The organism is Neobacillus solisequens, assembly GCF_051233465.1.
In the GTDB taxonomy this organism is placed as follows: Bacteria; Bacillota; Bacilli; order Bacillales; family Cytobacillaceae; genus Neobacillus.
Genome location: NZ_JBKFGJ010000010.1, coordinates 154,508 through 169,531 on the forward strand (window position 1 = coordinate 154,508; position 15,024 = coordinate 169,531).

The 15,024-nt window shown below is 40.6% G+C and carries 15 protein-coding genes, 1 tRNA gene and 1 rRNA gene; 8 read left to right on the forward strand and 9 right to left on the reverse strand.

Translation table 11 applies throughout. The features are described from left to right. Positions 1-1,137, forward strand: a complete 1,137-nt coding sequence (locus ACI3K6_RS11425; protein ID WP_435554920.1) for a zinc-dependent alcohol dehydrogenase — start codon at positions 1-3, stop codon at positions 1,135-1,137. A 27-nt stretch (positions 1,138-1,164) separates the two neighbouring features. Here the strand turns inward: ACI3K6_RS11425 and ACI3K6_RS11430 are convergent, their stop codons facing one another. After that, entirely contained in the window at positions 1,165-2,061 is an 897-nt protein-coding gene (locus tag ACI3K6_RS11430; RefSeq protein WP_435554921.1) for a selenium metabolism-associated LysR family transcriptional regulator, read from the reverse strand. 153 nt (positions 2,062-2,214) lie between these two features. Between ACI3K6_RS11430 and ACI3K6_RS11435 the strand changes: the two genes are divergently transcribed. The 5 genes from ACI3K6_RS11435 (at position 2,215) to ACI3K6_RS11455 (ending at position 5,285) form a co-directional block, all read left to right on the forward strand. After that, positions 2,215-2,448, forward strand: coding sequence for a sulfurtransferase TusA family protein (locus tag ACI3K6_RS11435; RefSeq protein WP_435554922.1), 234 nt, complete (start codon positions 2,215-2,217; stop codon positions 2,446-2,448). Between the two features lie 45 nt (positions 2,449-2,493). Beyond that, positions 2,494-2,856, forward strand: a complete 363-nt coding sequence (locus tag ACI3K6_RS11440) for a DsrE family protein (protein ID WP_435554923.1) — start codon at positions 2,494-2,496, stop codon at positions 2,854-2,856. 14 nt (positions 2,857-2,870) lie between these two features. Continuing rightward, positions 2,871-3,584, forward strand: a complete 714-nt coding sequence (locus ACI3K6_RS11445; protein WP_435554924.1) for a sulfurtransferase TusA family protein — start codon at positions 2,871-2,873, stop codon at positions 3,582-3,584. Between the two features lie 17 nt (positions 3,585-3,601). Beyond that, positions 3,602-4,771 carry a vitamin-B12 independent methionine synthase gene (locus ACI3K6_RS11450; RefSeq protein ID WP_435554925.1) on the forward strand — a complete coding sequence of 390 codons (1,170 nt, stop codon included), beginning with the start codon at positions 3,602-3,604 and terminating at the stop codon, positions 4,769-4,771. A gap of 148 nt (positions 4,772-4,919) precedes the next feature. Next, positions 4,920-5,285, forward strand: a complete 366-nt coding sequence (locus ACI3K6_RS11455) for an SCP2 sterol-binding domain-containing protein (protein ID WP_435554926.1) — start codon at positions 4,920-4,922, stop codon at positions 5,283-5,285. Positions 5,286-5,340: 55 nt separating this feature from the next. Here ACI3K6_RS11455 and ACI3K6_RS11460 read toward each other — a convergent pair whose 3' ends face one another. From ACI3K6_RS11460 to ACI3K6_RS11495, 8 genes are all read right to left on the reverse strand, one after another. Then, a complete protein-coding gene (locus tag ACI3K6_RS11460) occupies positions 5,341-5,916 on the reverse strand; it encodes an RBBP9/YdeN family alpha/beta hydrolase (RefSeq protein WP_435554927.1) in 576 nt (191 codons plus the stop codon). 300 nt (positions 5,917-6,216) lie between these two features. Continuing rightward, positions 6,217-7,755 carry a solute symporter family protein gene (locus tag ACI3K6_RS11465; RefSeq protein ID WP_435554928.1) on the reverse strand — a complete coding sequence of 513 codons (1,539 nt, stop codon included), beginning with the start codon at positions 7,753-7,755 and terminating at the stop codon, positions 6,217-6,219. Then, entirely contained in the window at positions 7,752-8,081 is a 330-nt protein-coding gene (locus ACI3K6_RS11470; protein WP_435554929.1) for a DUF485 domain-containing protein, read from the reverse strand. Before ACI3K6_RS11470 ends, ACI3K6_RS11465 begins: the two co-directional genes overlap by 4 nt. 215 nt (positions 8,082-8,296) lie before the next feature. Continuing rightward, entirely contained in the window at positions 8,297-9,631 is a 1,335-nt protein-coding gene (locus ACI3K6_RS11475) for an APC family permease (protein ID WP_435554930.1), read from the reverse strand. A 26-nt stretch (positions 9,632-9,657) separates the two neighbouring features. After that, positions 9,658-10,782: an aromatic ring-hydroxylating oxygenase subunit alpha gene (locus ACI3K6_RS11480; protein WP_435554931.1), complete on the reverse strand. Its 1,125-nt coding sequence runs from the start codon at positions 10,780-10,782 to the stop codon at positions 9,658-9,660. Positions 10,783-10,799: 17 nt separating this feature from the next. Next, positions 10,800-11,366: a TetR/AcrR family transcriptional regulator gene (locus ACI3K6_RS11485; RefSeq protein WP_435554932.1), complete on the reverse strand. Its 567-nt coding sequence runs from the start codon at positions 11,364-11,366 to the stop codon at positions 10,800-10,802. 137 nt (positions 11,367-11,503) lie between these two features. Then, positions 11,504-11,576: transfer RNA gene (locus tag ACI3K6_RS11490), tRNA-Ala, on the reverse strand. 82 nt (positions 11,577-11,658) lie between these two features. Next, positions 11,659-12,354 carry an MgtC/SapB family protein gene (locus tag ACI3K6_RS11495; RefSeq protein WP_335478590.1) on the reverse strand — a complete coding sequence of 232 codons (696 nt, stop codon included), beginning with the start codon at positions 12,352-12,354 and terminating at the stop codon, positions 11,659-11,661. A gap of 104 nt (positions 12,355-12,458) precedes the next feature. Here ACI3K6_RS11495 and ACI3K6_RS11500 point away from each other — a divergent pair, with 104 nt between their 5' ends. Both ACI3K6_RS11500 and ACI3K6_RS11505 read left to right on the forward strand, forming a co-directional pair. After that, a complete protein-coding gene (locus ACI3K6_RS11500; protein WP_435554933.1) occupies positions 12,459-13,361 on the forward strand; it encodes a DMT family transporter in 903 nt (300 codons plus the stop codon). Between the two features lie 646 nt (positions 13,362-14,007). Further along, positions 14,008-15,024, forward strand: a 16S ribosomal RNA gene (locus ACI3K6_RS11505); the annotation flags it as partial.

Genomic DNA, 15,024 nt, shown 5'->3' on the forward strand with positions numbered 1-15,024 from the left:
ATGAAGGCAGTTACATACCAAGGTATTAAGAATGTAGAGGTAAGAGAGGTAAAGGATCCAGTCATAAAAAATTCGGATGATATTATAGTCAAAGTGACCTCCTCTGCGATTTGTGGCTCCGATTTACATTTAATTCATGCAATGATTCCCAATTTGCCTACGGATTTCGTTATTGGTCATGAACCAATGGGAATTGTTGAAGAAGTTGGACCTGAAGTGACAAAGTTAAAAAAAGGAGACCGGGTGATTATTCCGTTTAATGTGAGTTGTGGTCATTGTTGGTATTGCACCCATGATTTGACCAGCCAATGTGACAACGGCAATCCGCATGGACAGGGGTCCGGTTTCTTTGGCTATTCCGAAACAACTGGCGGCTATGCCGGAGGACAAGCAGAATATATGCGCGTTCCGTTTGGAAACTTTACCCCGTTTAAAATTCCTGATAATTGCGAAGTGCCGGATGAAAAGCTAGCCTTATTGGCAGATGCTGCTCCAACTGCTTATTGGAGTGTCGATCATGCAGGGGTAAAAGATGGAGATACGGTAATTATTCTTGGATGTGGGCCTGTTGGTCTATTAGCACAGAAATTTGCTTGGCTAAAGGGAGCCAAGCGGGTAATAGCTGTGGACTATGTAAATTACCGTCTGCAGCATGCCAAACGAACCAATAAGGTCGAAATTGTGAATTTCGAAGACCACGAAAACGTTGGCGATTATCTATTGGAAATTACCAAGGGCGGGGCTGACATTGTCATTGATTGTGTAGGAATGGACGGGAAGATGACCCCACTTGAGTTTCTGGCTTCCGGAATGAAACTTCACGGCGGGGCAATGGGAGCAATCGTCATTGCTAGTCAGGCAGTTCGGAAAGGCGGCACTATCCAAATAACCGGAGTTTATGGCGGCAGGTACAATGCTTTTCCACTAGGAGATATTTTTAATCGTAACGTTGACTTGAAAACTGGACAGGCACCGGTTATTCCGTACATGCCGTTTTTGTATGACATGATCAATAAGGGGAAACTGGACCCGGGTGATATCATTACCCATGTCTTGCCATTAAGCGAGGCAAAACATGGGTACGAGGTATTTGATACAAAAATGGAGGATTGTATTAAAGTAATTTTAAAACCATAATGAAGTTTGCGGGCCATTTAAGCCCGCTTATTTTTTTATCAGTTCAGGTGCATAATCAATAAATAATTTGGAAAAAATCGATTGGGTTTTCTGAACATTATAAACGAGATAAAAAAATCTTTCATCATCAAAATCACAGATTTCATGCATTTCTAACATGTTTAGCCGCTGGTATTCTCTTGCTGCTATTTCCGAAAGAATAGAAATAGCGACATCTTGCACAACGAATTGCATTAAACTTTGCCCATCTTCAATATAGGCAATTATATTTAACTGGTCCTTTGTAATGTGTTTCTTTTTTAAAAATCGTTCAAGAATCGCATTTGTGCCTGAATCCGAACTTCTCATTACAAACGGTAAATGAAGGATATCTTGTATTTGGACAGGGCCGGAAATGTCAACTTGCTTAGAAGTGACAAGAACCAGTTTTTCTTTAAAAATGGGAATATAGCAGAGCTTTTCATTAGCGTACTTCTCTCCTAAAATTCCGAGATCTACAGACCCGTTTAATACCTTTTCAGCAACATTTTTCGAAGAGGCTTGATCAATATGAAAAATAATATCCGGATAAAGCTCCCGAAATTCTTTTACCATTTTAGGCAGCATAAATTCTCCAGGAACAGAACTAGCAGCGATTCTAATCATCCCTCGTAATTTAGTCAGGCCTTGTTTTAAATCCATGATGGCTTGATCCTTTAAAAGCAGCAGCTTCAGAGCCCATTGATACAATCGTTCACCATGTGGCGTTAATATAATCTCTCGGCCGATTCGGTCAAATAGCTGAAGATTGAGTGATTTCTCCAAGCCATGAATATGAGAACTCACTGTTGACTGACTTAAAAAAATATCCTCAGCCGCTTTAGAAAAGCTTTTATGTTCCACCACTTTTGTAAACACAAAAAGCTGGTGCAAATCTAAATCCATATAAATGTTCTCCTTAGCTATTTATAAAATCGATTTGTATTGATTGGTGAAATAGATAAATTGAATTTATAATAGCATACCAGTTTTTTATAATAAAATAGTGCACTTTATTTAAAAAGATTCTAACATTTTTCCATTGAAAAGGAGTTGTCTATGGAACGTCCATTTGAGTTGCTTTATGATGCGGGTCCGACAGGTTGCGGAGAATTGATTATGAATTTATTTTTAACAATGAAAAAAATGGATCAAGGACAAATCATTAAAGTTATTTCGTATGATCCAGGGGCAAGAGAGGACTTGCCCGCATGGTGCCGTTTGCAGCAGCATAATCTAGTAGAGAGGCAAGATTTTGGCAAAGTAAGTCATTATTTTATTGAAAAAGGCTAATTCTGCCTTTTACATATATTACTATGAAATATGGAGGAATCATAAATGGCTGGGAAATTTTTAGTGAGTTTAACAAATGCAGTGAACAATCCTGATAAAGCAACAGTTGGTTTTGTTGTGGCAAACGCAGCAGTGGCATCAGGCCAGGAAACAGTTGTATTTTTAAATGTTGATGGTGCTTACCTTGCTTCTAAAGGATATGCTGATGACATTCATGAGGAAGGCTTCGCTCCGTTAAAACAATTAATGGATCAGTTTGTGGAAGCTGGTGGAACACTGTGGGTATGCAGTCCTTGCTTTAAAAAACGTGGCTTGGATGAAGAAAATTTGATTGAAGGTGCCACCATTGTCGGCGGTGCAAAATTAGTAGAGTTCCTAAGTCAAGGCGCAGCCTCTATAACTTATTAATATAGGAGAAACATATGTACAATCCTCAGGCAATATGTGATGGCGGAGATTTGGATTGTGGGTCAGGTCTTTTGCTGATTATAAAAAAAGCAATGGATCCATTAGCACCTGGTGAGGTCTTGGAGGTACGCAGCAGGGAAAGAACCGTTGCGGAAGACTTGCCGGCTTGGTGCCGTATGGTTGAACACGGATTTCTAGGTTCTGAACCGGGCGAAAATACCACTCGCTATTTTATTCGGAAGGGTTCGGATCAAAGGGAGTTGGAACAGGATTTGCAGGCCGCTAAGGGCTACCAATGGAGTGTTCGTGTACGGGGTGAACGGGATCTTACTGCAAAAGTACATTCCCGAAATCATTCTTTTTCAGTCGGTCAGCCGGCTGATTTTAGCCCAAAAGTACCCGCACCCAGCGCGATTGATTATTTGTTGGGTTCACTGGGTTCGTGTTTAACAGTGGGTTATAAAGCACAAGCCTCTCGTAGAAATCTTGAGATTGACCATCTTGAGATCTCGTTAAAAGGCCGCTTAGAGAATGTTTTGTACCATTTGGAATTGGATGAGGAAGGCAGTCCGAAATTGAATCTAATTTCAGGGACTTGTTATGTATCTTCGCCAGAGTCGGAGGAAGTACTTGAGGAGATTTGGAAGAAGACGTTGGAACGTTCTCCAATCTATCAAACTCTTAAGCAATCAATTCCAATTGAAATCAAATTTTCGATTGTATTTTAACAGGAGGTAAACAAGTAATGGGGTTACCTAAATTTCCGACGACTGTCATTGGCAGCTGGCCGCGTTCAAATGAAGTAAAGCGGGCTATGCGTGATAAACGTGCTGGCAGGATCAGCGAGGAAGAATTTCAAAAAATTGCGGATGAGGCAGTGCTTCAATGCTTAAAATGGCAGGAAGAGGCTGGCATTGATATCGTCTCTGACGGTGAGCAGCGACGTGATAATTTCATTTCATTCGTGGCGGAGCATTTACATAATGTCCGGATGCTTACTGTGTCTGAGTTGCTGGAATATGTGGAGGATAAAGCAAGCTTTGAAGAAATTTTGGGTACATTGGATGTACCGGCATTTTCAATGTCAAATCCAGCAGTGGTAGGTAAAATCAGCCGTAAAAAGCCGCTGGGGTTGTCCGATTACTTATTTCTAAAAAAGCATACGGACAAAGCCGTTAAAATTGCATTACCAGGTCCTTATTTATTGACAAGGGCCATGTGGGTAGAAGGCCTGTCAAAGGATGCCTATCCGACAAAAGAGGATTTGGCGATTGACATTATTAAAGTGTTGCGGGAAGAGTTGGAGGATTTGATTGCTGCTGGTGTTGAGTTTGTCCAATTCGATGAGCCAGTCTTAACTGAACTTGTATTTACCCAAAAAAATGCAAATAGGACCTTTATGTGTGGGGCATTGACGGCAAAAGCGGATGCCGAACAAGAGATTGCCTTTGCGCTGGATCTGATGAATCAAGTGACAGAGGGAATGCTTGGAAGGGGTACAAGGATTGGAGTGCATGTTTGTCGCGGCAATTGGAGTACACAGGAGCAGGTTCTGCTTCGTGGACCTTACTACCCGCTAATCCCATACTTGTCGAATGTTCAAGTAGATCAATTAATACTAGAATATGCGACTCCACGTGCTGGGGAACTTGATGCAGTCCGCGAATTTGGCGGCAAAGAACTCGGGTTTGGAATTGTCAATCCACGTACAGAAGAGATTGAAAGCTTCGAGATCATTGTCGATCGTGTTCAGCAAATTAGAAAATATCTGCCTGACGAAAAAATTTTCCTAAATCCTGACTGTGGCTTCGGTACCTTTGCCCAGCGCCCGATGAACAGCGATGAAATTGCCTTTGAAAAACTAAAAGCCATGACTAAAGCAGCTAATAAACTGCGTGAGATGGTATTGGCATAAGCTGGTGATACTAATATATTAAGGTGTCTATCCCAGTATGGTGACAGGCACCTTTTTCCAAAAGTTCAAAAAATTTTTATTGCAATGTACGGATACGTACTAGTATCATAAATATATAGACTTTGTTTTCTCAAGGAGGAATGAATCAATGGCAAAGGCTGTTTCCGAGTATTCTTTAGCTGAATTAATGGTGCGAATTGATGAAGTTTTTAATGCAAATCCAGGTCCAATGGAAGGCTTTGAGGCAGTAGTTCAGTATGATGTTACCGGTGAGGACACTGGAACCTACCAGCATTTTTTCAAGGATGGGAAACTAACCATCAAGGAAGGGGTAGAAGTAGAACCGGATGTTGCGATGCAATTGTCATATGATAATTTCAAAAAGTTTTTGTTAGGGAAACAAAGTGGAACCATGGCTTTAATGACTGGCAAGGTGAAGGTTAAAGGCAGTGTGGGTACTGGATTAAAGATTGAGAGTATTCTCCGAAAATATAATATTAAAGAACCATTTTAAAAGGTAGGCTGTTGAGAATAGACTCAGCAGCCTTTTTTATGTTCACAATACGCTATTAAATGGTTACTGTCTGCACTACAGTTAATAGGCATTTTTCCAGTATCCACTGCCATTTTCCATGACCGGATTGAATATTTATATGACCTGCATTTGGCAGGATTTTGGATGGTAGTCCAAGATTGATAAAAGCTTTTGCATCTTCCAGGCTGCAATAAGGGTCATTGGAGGAATGAACAAATATAGTATTTTCGGCAGCTTTTGAAAGATCGTATTGATTTAGCGGAACTGGGTAAAAGGACTTGGCGACCGGTATGACTTTGCTTGGAGAAGGTGGTGCAACAAGAATGGCTTGGTGAGCAATCCGCTCATTTTGTTTTGCTGCATAATGCGTCCAAAGCAAGCATCCAAGACTATGGGTAACAACTATTAACTGATTGCCTTCCGGGATGGATTTCACCGCGGCCTCTAATTCTTCTAACCAATCGTATAAGAAAGGTGTGTCAAAATCGGGGAAAGTTGGATAACTGACATGATATCCACTTTCTCTTAATGCACCTGCAAGCCATGTTTGCCAATGTTCTGCTCCACTTCCGCCCAATCCGTGAATGATCAGAAAACTGTGTTGTTTCATTTAAACCCCTCCGATTTCATTTAAACCCATAAATTCCGATTGATTAAGTTGGTATTAAAAGCATTATAGCCTTTATGTTTATGTTTGGCAAGAATATATGGATAAAAATCATCCTTAGCGAGGTAGAAAATTGTCTATCTGACCAACAAAGAAGGAAAGAACAAAAAAGGGTCAGATAGAAGAGGTTTATCAGCCACAAAATAAGGGGAAAATCCAAAAAACGGCCAGATACAGAGTGGCTGAATCAATCAAATTAAAAAAGGTGCCTGTCACCAGACAGCACCTTTTTTAAGCAAAACCTTATTTACCTAGGTTAATACCGGTATTGGATTTAACTAGTACTTCCTCGTATTTTCTTATATCGGCTTTTTCACTGGAGAAGATGGTTCCCAGATAGCCTGCGATAAATCCGAGTGGAATAGAAATGATACCAGGGGTTGTAAGTGGGAATAGCGGTTCCCCAACAAAAATGGCTTTTCCAACTTCCGGACTGAAGACGTTCGGGCTGATTAGCACCAAACCAATAGCGGAAATAAGCCCTATAACCATGGCCCAAATTGCACCGGTAGTATTGAATCGTTTCCAATAGATCGTGTAAATGATAACTGGCAAGTTGGCACTCGCAGCTACTGCGAAGGCAAGCGAAACAAGAAATGCCACGTTAAGTGTTTGCGCTCCTAAAGCTAAAATGATCGAAATAATTGATACTCCGACTGCCGCATAACGAGCCATCGAAACCTGCTGCTTTTCTGTGGCCTTTCCTTTTTTTAGGATTTCATTATAAAAGTCATGGGCAAAGGCGCTGGCAGCGGTTAACACTAGCCCAGCCACAACGGCAAGGATTGTTGCAAAAGCTACCGCCGAAATGAAAGCGAACAGCATATTTCCTCCTAAGGCCTGCGCTAATAGTGGTGCAGCCATATTTCCTGCAGGGTTGGCAGAAATAATCTTATCATTCCCAACAAATGCTGCAGCACCAAAGCCGAGGAAAATCGTCATGACATAGAATAAGCCGATAATCCAAGTCGCATATACAACTGAAGAGCGGGCTGTTTTTGCATCCTTTACTGTAAAGAATCGAACAAGAATATGCGGTAAGCCGGCCGTACCAAGCACAAGCCCCATATTTAAGGAAAGGGTATCGAGCCCGTCCTTATATTTCACTCCTGGATTTAAAAAAGCTTCCTTAAGGGGAGTGGCCGTTTTCATTTGAGCAAACATATCGGTTATACTGAAATTAAATTTGGCAAATACAATAATTGAGATGACAAATGTTCCACCCATTAACAGGACAGCTTTAATGATTTGCACCCAACTTGTCGCATGCATTCCACCAAAGATAACGTAAATTGTCATTAACACGCCAACAATCAAAACAGAGGTAGTATATTCCAATCCCAATAATAATTTTATAAGTGCACCTGCTCCAACTAACTGAGCAATCATGTAAAAAATCGAGATTGCCATTGTATTCATGGCCGCAAACCCACGAATTTTTTTAGCATTAAACCGAGCTGCGATCATATCCGCAAACGTATATTTTCCTAGGTTTCGAAGTGGTTCTGCTACTAAATATAATACAACCAGATAAGCAACGAGAAATCCGATGCTGTAGAAGAACCCATCGAATCCAGTTAAGGCAACTGCACCAGCAATTCCAAGGAAAGAAGCAGCTGACATATAATCACCGGCAATCGCCATTCCGTTTTGCCAGCCTGTAAGTCCACCGCCTGCAGTATAGAATTCGCTCGCATTTTTGGTTTTTTTCGAAGCGAAATAAGTGATGATTAACGTTACAAAAACAATGGCAAGAAACATTAGAAATGCAGGAGTATTCATGAATTAGCCTCCTTTTCTTGAATGACTTGGTTGGCTAATTTATCGAATTTTGCTGCTTTATTAGAGTAAAGCGTGCATAACCCCCAAGTCATTACGAATTGTAAAAAGGCAAAAACCCAGGCCCATGAAATATTTCCAATAAATTTGTTGTTTAGCACAGTGGAGTAGGATGTCATGATCGGTAAGGCAAAGTAGAAACAGAAAAAGAAGATGGTTAAAGGCATGATGAATTTTTTCTTTTCGGAGAGAAGTCTTTGAAACGAAGAAGACTGGACAATCGACGTGTAATCGCTTTCGGAATTTGCGTTAAATTTTTTAGCCTCCAATTGAAGCTCCCCCTTTTTCAAAATTTGCAGTACTACAAATTTATAACGTCTCCTTTCTAAAAACTGACTTTTAATAACTTTTGAAATATTCTTACGTTTTTAATTATAATTATAAAATAATCTGAGTTGCAAGGGGATTTTTGCATAAATATGAAAATTACTAAATATTTACTATTTAATAGAAAAGGCCTCCATATTAGTTGGAGGCCTTTAAACTAACCACTTACATTTTCATCAAGGATAAATTGTGGGGGCTGCTGTTTAAACATTTTTGTTAAAAATATTAAATAGATTAGACCTATCACATTCCAAATAATCCCCAAAGTCAGTGCTTTTAAATCCATATTTACCCAAAGTAATCCAATAAAGCAAAGAGCAAGAATAGGGGATAGGAGGTAAAGCAAAATTGCTTTAGGATTACGCTGCTTTTTCTTAAAGAAAAAATAGAAAATAACTGACAGATTCACAAAGGTAAAGGCGGTAAAGGCTCCAAAATTAAAAAAGGAAACTGCTGTTTCGAGGCTGAGGAATAGAGCCGACATCGAAAATAATCCTGATAACAGGACATTAAAAATTGGTGCCCCTGTTTTAGGATGAACGTATCCGAATATCTTCTTTGGGATGGTATTATCTCTTCCCATTGCATAAAGAAGACGAGAGGTACTAAGCTGTGCCGCAACGCCGCCCACGATATTACCGGTAACCGTAATGGCAACGAAAAAGGTAGCGAACAAAATGCCGCCAATTTTTTGAGCGATCTCAGAAGATGCAGCATCTGGGTCTTGAAAAATTGAAACATCAGGATAAAGTAATTGCATGAAATAGGTGATGGAAGTATATACAGCTGCTAGAAAAAGAGTTTGTATGATCATGGCCCGGGGAATGGTTTTTTTAGGATCAAAAGTTTCTTCGGAAAGTGTGCACAGGGCATCAAACCCAATAAAGGTGTAAGCAAGAATGACAGAGCCTGCCAGGATGGCTGAAAAACTTAGATGGGCGGAATAAAATGGTTTAAGAGAAAAATTGGTTCCAGTTCCTAACTCCCTAATAAGAAAATAAGCGAACAGGACGGTAATTAAAATCTGAAATATCACGAAGATAGAATTGAAGGATACGGTTACTTTTACAGAAAAAATGTTGGCAGAGGTGAACAACAGGATTGATACGACAACCCATAGCCAGCTAGGTACTCCGGGAAAGAAGGAGGACATGTACAATTTTACGGTTAAGGCATATAACATCGGGAGGAACATGTAATCACACAGGGCAGCCCAACCAACAATAAATCCTATATGGGGATTGAATACCTTTTGGGCATAAGTGTAAGCCGAACCTGACCTGGGAAACACTTTTACCATGTGAACATAACTAAAAACCGTAAACAAAATGGCACATACACTGAAGAGATAAGCCATTGGAACATGACCATGTGTGGCTCCTGAGGCAATTCCGTATACATCGAAAACAGTAGTTGGCACCATTAATGACATTCCAAGAGCCAATACGTGCCAAAGCTTTAATTGTTTTTTCAAACCATTATTTGCTTCCATTAAGTGTTCCCCCCTTAATATTTTGATTAGATGGCCCCTAATGCTTTTAGGACAAGACCATGGAAATGGTGAACAGCGTGTTCGCTAATGAATGATCCTTTTTTGTCAATCACATAGCGGCCATCCACATATCCTTTAGAATGTAAGCCTCGTTGAACACTTTCCACTAGGGCGATATCTTCTGGGGTTAGCACTTTGTCTTGGTATACAATATTTGCCCAGCCCTCTTCTGAGGGTTCCTTGCTAAGGTAATAGAAATCAAGGTATTCAATAGTAAACTCTGGACTAATTGGCCAAACACTCATTACGATCAAACCTGGTTCACCAGGCATAACATCAATCATCAGATTTGGCCACAGCCAATAAGAGGCATAGGTAGGGATACTACTATCTTCTGTATCCGCTTCTATTTCACAGCCAAGTCGCTTCTTGCCTTTTCCCGATTGAAACGTATGATAGGGGAAATTGGTAATGTTATAACTGCTCATGTCGACAATCTCCACAAACTCTGGATGGGCCACAGCGCAATGATGACATTCTAAATAATTATCAACGACATTTTTCCAATTGGCTTTAATCTTATATTCTGTCCGGTGTGCAAAGGTTAATTTATTTAAGTCGGGAACCAGCTTAGAAATGTCCTCTTCCAATCCAGGCATCATCGCGTTCAATGGCTTGGCATTTGGATCTAAATTTAAAAATAATAGATTAGCCAATTGTTCTACCCGCACTTCCCGTAAACAAGCCTCATTGAAATCAAAATTTTTCATCTGATTGACAGCACGTCCATGGTTAAATTGTCCGTCCGTTTTAAAAGTCCAAGCATGGTAGGGACAAACAATGATTGACTTTTTACCTTCCCTTTGGACTAATTCGTGACCGCGATGGGGGCACACATTATAAAATGCACGAATGACATGATCTTTTCCTTTCATTACAAAGAGATTTTGATCAAAAAGTTCGACCGTAAAATAATCTCCGGGGACTGCCACTTTTTCAACATGACCAACATAAAACCAATTTTTGAAAAAGATCGCCTCGCGTTCTTCGGCCAAAATGGTGGGCTCTATATATAGGAAAGAAGGAATTGTATAAGAGAGTTCTGCCTTCTCGTTATAGCGGTGCTTCCAACGATTAACTTTGTTTTCCATAATACCCCTCCAAACGGTTATTTTACTTCTCCATTGGATAGACGTAACAAAATATTGATTACTCTTTCGCGCATGTCCATATCAAGTAATGGTGCTAAACCAAACATCTCTGAAAACCAAAGGCCATCAGCTGCGAGACGACATACAGTAGCAATGGCAGGATCAATTCCGTCAGTTTCCATTTTCTCTTGCCAATCTTGATAAAAAGCTTGTGCAGGTTGCAACAGTTCGGAGCGATTCTCTAAAGCTGCAAGCAGACCAGCACTGATGCGCAATTCCTTCTCTTCACGTTCTCCGCTTAAAAAAGTAGTTTTGACATAAGCACGTGTCCATTTACCTGGGGAGTGTTCATCCTCGTTAGTTTCATGCCTCATTTGTTGATTGAATTGGCCAAATAAATCTTGAATCATTCCAGTAATAAGAGCTTCCTTTGAAGGGAAGTGATAGAGCAGTCCCCCTTTACTAACAGAGGCTTTGGCTGCTACGGCATTTAACGTTAACCGGCTTACCCCTTCTTCTAAAATTAACGCGTATGCAGCATCCAGGATGTCCTGTCTAGTTTTAGATCTTGCTGAGGTTTTCATAATAAACACCGCCTTTACATTATTTTCATCATCAGTGTACCGTCCGGACGGTTTAATGTCAATATATTCTGAAAATTAATTATAAAAATAAAATAGACGTAAAAAAAGACCTTGCTAACAAGCAAGGTCTAAATGTATGGAGACTATCGGGATCGAACCGACGACCTCTTGCATGCCATGCAAGCGCTCTCCCAGCTGAGCTAAGCCCCCTTATTTCAGGTACAAGTGAAATTATATCCTCATTTTTATAAACTTGCAAGAGGAAATTTTGGGGAGGCAAAAATTTTTTTATCTAACTCATACTCTCAATTTCAACCTTCTGAACTCCTTCAAGTACGGAAACTGAAGCATATACATCTGTAATCTTTTCCCGATAATCCACAGCTACTAAAATTTTTACCAAATGATCACCATCGTCTAGATCCTTAATCCGAATTCGGCGGATAATATATTTTTTTTCAAGTAACGAAGAAAAGACTTTATCAATCTGGTTTTGATCTCTAATAAATAACTGAAGCATGATTTCCTTTTCTCGCAATTGCTTCGGACCGAGAAGCTTCATAATAAAAGGAATAAACTCTACACTTATAATTAATAAAGCAACACCAACAAATGCTTCAACATAGAATCCGGCCCCCACTGCAATCCCAATTCCAGCTGCTCCCCAGATCATAGCTGCTGTGGTTAAACCAGATATGCTATCATTCCCCCTTCGAAGGATAACACCTGCACCCAAGAAACCAATTCCTGACACGATCTGTGCAGCCAGACGCAATGGATCCATGGTTATTTTTACTTCTTTCGAGACTGGGAAAGTATAAGCTGATTCAATAGAAACAATGGTTAATAAACAACTGACAACAGAAATGACCAAACTAGTCTTTAATCCCACTGGTTTTCTTTTTAATTCACGTTCAAGACCGATTATCAGACCAAAAACAGCAGAAATACCAAGCTTTATTAATATATGCATATCAAGACTGCTCATATTTTCACGTCCATTTTCAATTCAATTATTGTTCATTTTTGATGATTTAATATACGATAAAGAAAAAATACCCTAACAAGATTCTACACATAAAGGAGTTCATTATGGAAGAACCAAAAATAAATCCGTATGCAGTTCTCGCAATCGGTGTATTATCTGTATCGGCCTCAGCCATATTTGTGAAACTGTGCTCGGCTCCATCCGGGACAATTGCCTTTTATCGTTTATTTTTTTCGGTAATCCTTATGCTTCCACTATTTTTAACAAAAAAACATATTGCGGAACTGAGGCTGATTACAAAAAAAGACTGGCTCTATTCCGCTATTGCAGGAATTTTACTAGCATTTCACTTTATTTTATGGTTCGAATCCCTAAACTACACCTCTGTGGCAAGTTCAACAGTATTAGTAACACTTCAGCCAATCTTTGCTTTTATAGGTACTTACTTATTCTTTAAAGAAAAGTTATCAGGAAAAGCAATCCTCAGCGGTATCATTGCAGTTGCTGGTAGTGTAGTTATTAGTTGGGGGGATTTTCAAATAAGTGGAACGGCATTATTTGGGGACTTCCTTGCCCTAATTGCCTGCGCTTTTGTGACTGGTTACTTACTATTTGGTCAGGATGTTCGAAAAAGAGTATCCCTAATTACATATACATTTGTACTCTATTTTATGAGTACCATTACATTATTCGTATATGCCTTACTTGCGGATCAACCTCTTTATCCTTATCCGGCTAAAGATTGGATCTATTTTATTTTATTAGCTCTTTTACCTAACTTATTAGGGCATTCATTATTTAACTGGTCACTAAAATGGCTTAGTACTTCAACTATATCCATGGCCATTTTATTTGAACCGGTGGGAGCCACCATACTGGCCTATTTTTTACTAGATGAAAAGGTTGTTTGGACTCAAATCTTAGGTGGAATCATCGTGATTGGCGGCATCTTGTTATTTGTAATCGATGAGCGGAAAATAAAAAAGCAAATAAACAGCCCTGCTTAAAAACGCAGGGTATTTCTTTTTAATTAGGCTATGTTAAAGTTACTATTGAATTTAAACCCTATGAATGGGAGCAGAAATTAACAGTCTGTTTAACAAATCCTTTAATAAAGGCTCTGTTAAACTTGTCTGTTGATTTCCGCTCCAGGTGCTTCGCTTTCCGTGGGCGTTTCGGCGAGCCTCCTCGGCGCTTGCGCCTGCGGGGTCTCTCCAGAACCGTACTCCCACAGGACATTGATTTTCTTCCTAGAATTTCGCCCACGCACGAAGGAAATGCGTTAGCATTTTCGAGGAGTCTTCGCACCTTCCGCTCCAATCAACAGAGTGTAAAAAATCAACACTGTTCTTTAACACAGCCATAATAAAAAAAATCGTAAAAAAAGTAAAAATTATATTGCAATCATATTTTAATCATGTTATATTAAATCTCGTCCTCTTCGGAAGAACAAACAGAGAAATAAAAAAACAAAAAAACTGTTTGACACAATGAAGAGAGATGTGATATATTAAAAAAGTCGCTTTGAACGAAAGATAAAATAAACAAGCGAAAATTGATCTTTGAAAACTAAACAAACAAGAACGTCAACAAACAATAATATTCATTTCTAACGAAATGAAGCCAACGTTTTATTTTATGAGCTAATCACTCTTTTTGGAGAGTTTGATCCTGGCTCAGGACGAACGCTGGCGGCGTGCCTAATACATGCAAGTCGAGCGAACCACTTCGGTGGTTAGCGGCGGACGGGTGAGTAACACGTGGGCAACCTGCCTGTAAGACTGGGATAACACCGGGAAACCGGTGCTAATACCGGATAACTCTTACCAACACATGTTGGTAAGTTGAAAGTCGGTTTCGGCTGACACTTACAGATGGGCCCGCGGCGCATTAGCTAGTTGGTGAGGTAACGGCTCACCAAGGCGACGATGCGTAGCCGACCTGAGAGGGTGATCGGCCACACTGGGACTGAGACACGGCCCAGACTCCTACGGGAGGCAGCAGTAGGGAATCTTCCACAATGGACGAAAGTCTGATGGAGCAACGCCGCGTGAGCGAAGAAGGCCTTCGGGTCGTAAAGCTCTGTTGTTAGGGAAGAACAAGTATCGGAGTAACTGCCGGTACCTTGACGGTACCTAACCAGAAAGCCACGGCTAACTACGTGCCAGCAGCCGCGGTAATACGTAGGTGGCAAGCGTTGTCCGGAATTATTGGGCGTAAAGCGCGCGCAGGCGGTCCTTTAAGTCTGATGTGAAAGCCCACGGCTCAACCGTGGAGGGTCATTGGAAACTGGGGGACTTGAGTGCAGAAGAGGAAAGCGGAATTCCACGTGTAGCGGTGAAATGCGTAGAGATGTGGAGGAACACCAGTGGCGAAGGCGGCTTTCTGGTCTGTAACTGACGCTGAGGCGCGAAAGCGTGGGGAGCAAACAGGATTAGATACCCTGGTAGTCCACGCCGTAAACGATGAGTGCTAAGTGTTAGAGGGTTTCCGCCCTTTAGTGCTGCAGCTAACGCATTAAGCACTCCGCCTGGGGAGTACGGCCGCAAGGCTGAAACTCAAAGGAATTGACGGGGGCCCGCACAAGCGGTGGAGCATGTGGTTTAATTCGAAGCAACGCGAAGAACCTTACCAGGTCTTGACATCCTCTGACACTCCTAGAGATAGGAC

What these genes read in the sequence shown, in the direction of transcription:
- ACI3K6_RS11425 (WP_435554920.1), top strand. Translation starts at nt 1, where the DNA reads ATGAAGGCAGTTACATACCAAGGTATTAAGAATGTAGAGGTAAGAGAG.
- ACI3K6_RS11430 (WP_435554921.1), bottom strand. Translation starts at nt 2,061, where the DNA reads ATGGATTTAGATTTGCACCAGCTTTTTGTGTTTACAAAAGTGGTGGAA.
- ACI3K6_RS11435 (WP_435554922.1), top strand. Translation starts at nt 2,215, where the DNA reads ATGGAACGTCCATTTGAGTTGCTTTATGATGCGGGTCCGACAGGTTGC.
- ACI3K6_RS11440 (WP_435554923.1), top strand. Translation starts at nt 2,494, where the DNA reads ATGGCTGGGAAATTTTTAGTGAGTTTAACAAATGCAGTGAACAATCCT.
- ACI3K6_RS11445 (WP_435554924.1), top strand. Translation starts at nt 2,871, where the DNA reads ATGTACAATCCTCAGGCAATATGTGATGGCGGAGATTTGGATTGTGGG.
- ACI3K6_RS11450 (WP_435554925.1), top strand. Translation starts at nt 3,602, where the DNA reads ATGGGGTTACCTAAATTTCCGACGACTGTCATTGGCAGCTGGCCGCGT.
- ACI3K6_RS11455 (WP_435554926.1), top strand. Translation starts at nt 4,920, where the DNA reads ATGGCAAAGGCTGTTTCCGAGTATTCTTTAGCTGAATTAATGGTGCGA.
- ACI3K6_RS11460 (WP_435554927.1), bottom strand. Translation starts at nt 5,916, where the DNA reads ATGAAACAACACAGTTTTCTGATCATTCACGGATTGGGCGGAAGTGGA.
- ACI3K6_RS11465 (WP_435554928.1), bottom strand. Translation starts at nt 7,755, where the DNA reads ATGAATACTCCTGCATTTCTAATGTTTCTTGCCATTGTTTTTGTAACG.
- ACI3K6_RS11475 (WP_435554930.1), bottom strand. Translation starts at nt 9,631, where the DNA reads ATGGAAGCAAATAATGGTTTGAAAAAACAATTAAAGCTTTGGCACGTA.
- ACI3K6_RS11480 (WP_435554931.1), bottom strand. Translation starts at nt 10,782, where the DNA reads ATGGAAAACAAAGTTAATCGTTGGAAGCACCGCTATAACGAGAAGGCA.
- ACI3K6_RS11485 (WP_435554932.1), bottom strand. Translation starts at nt 11,366, where the DNA reads ATGAAAACCTCAGCAAGATCTAAAACTAGACAGGACATCCTGGATGCT.
- ACI3K6_RS11495 (WP_335478590.1), bottom strand. Translation starts at nt 12,354, where the DNA reads ATGAGCAGTCTTGATATGCATATATTAATAAAGCTTGGTATTTCTGCT.
- ACI3K6_RS11500 (WP_435554933.1), top strand. Translation starts at nt 12,459, where the DNA reads ATGGAAGAACCAAAAATAAATCCGTATGCAGTTCTCGCAATCGGTGTA.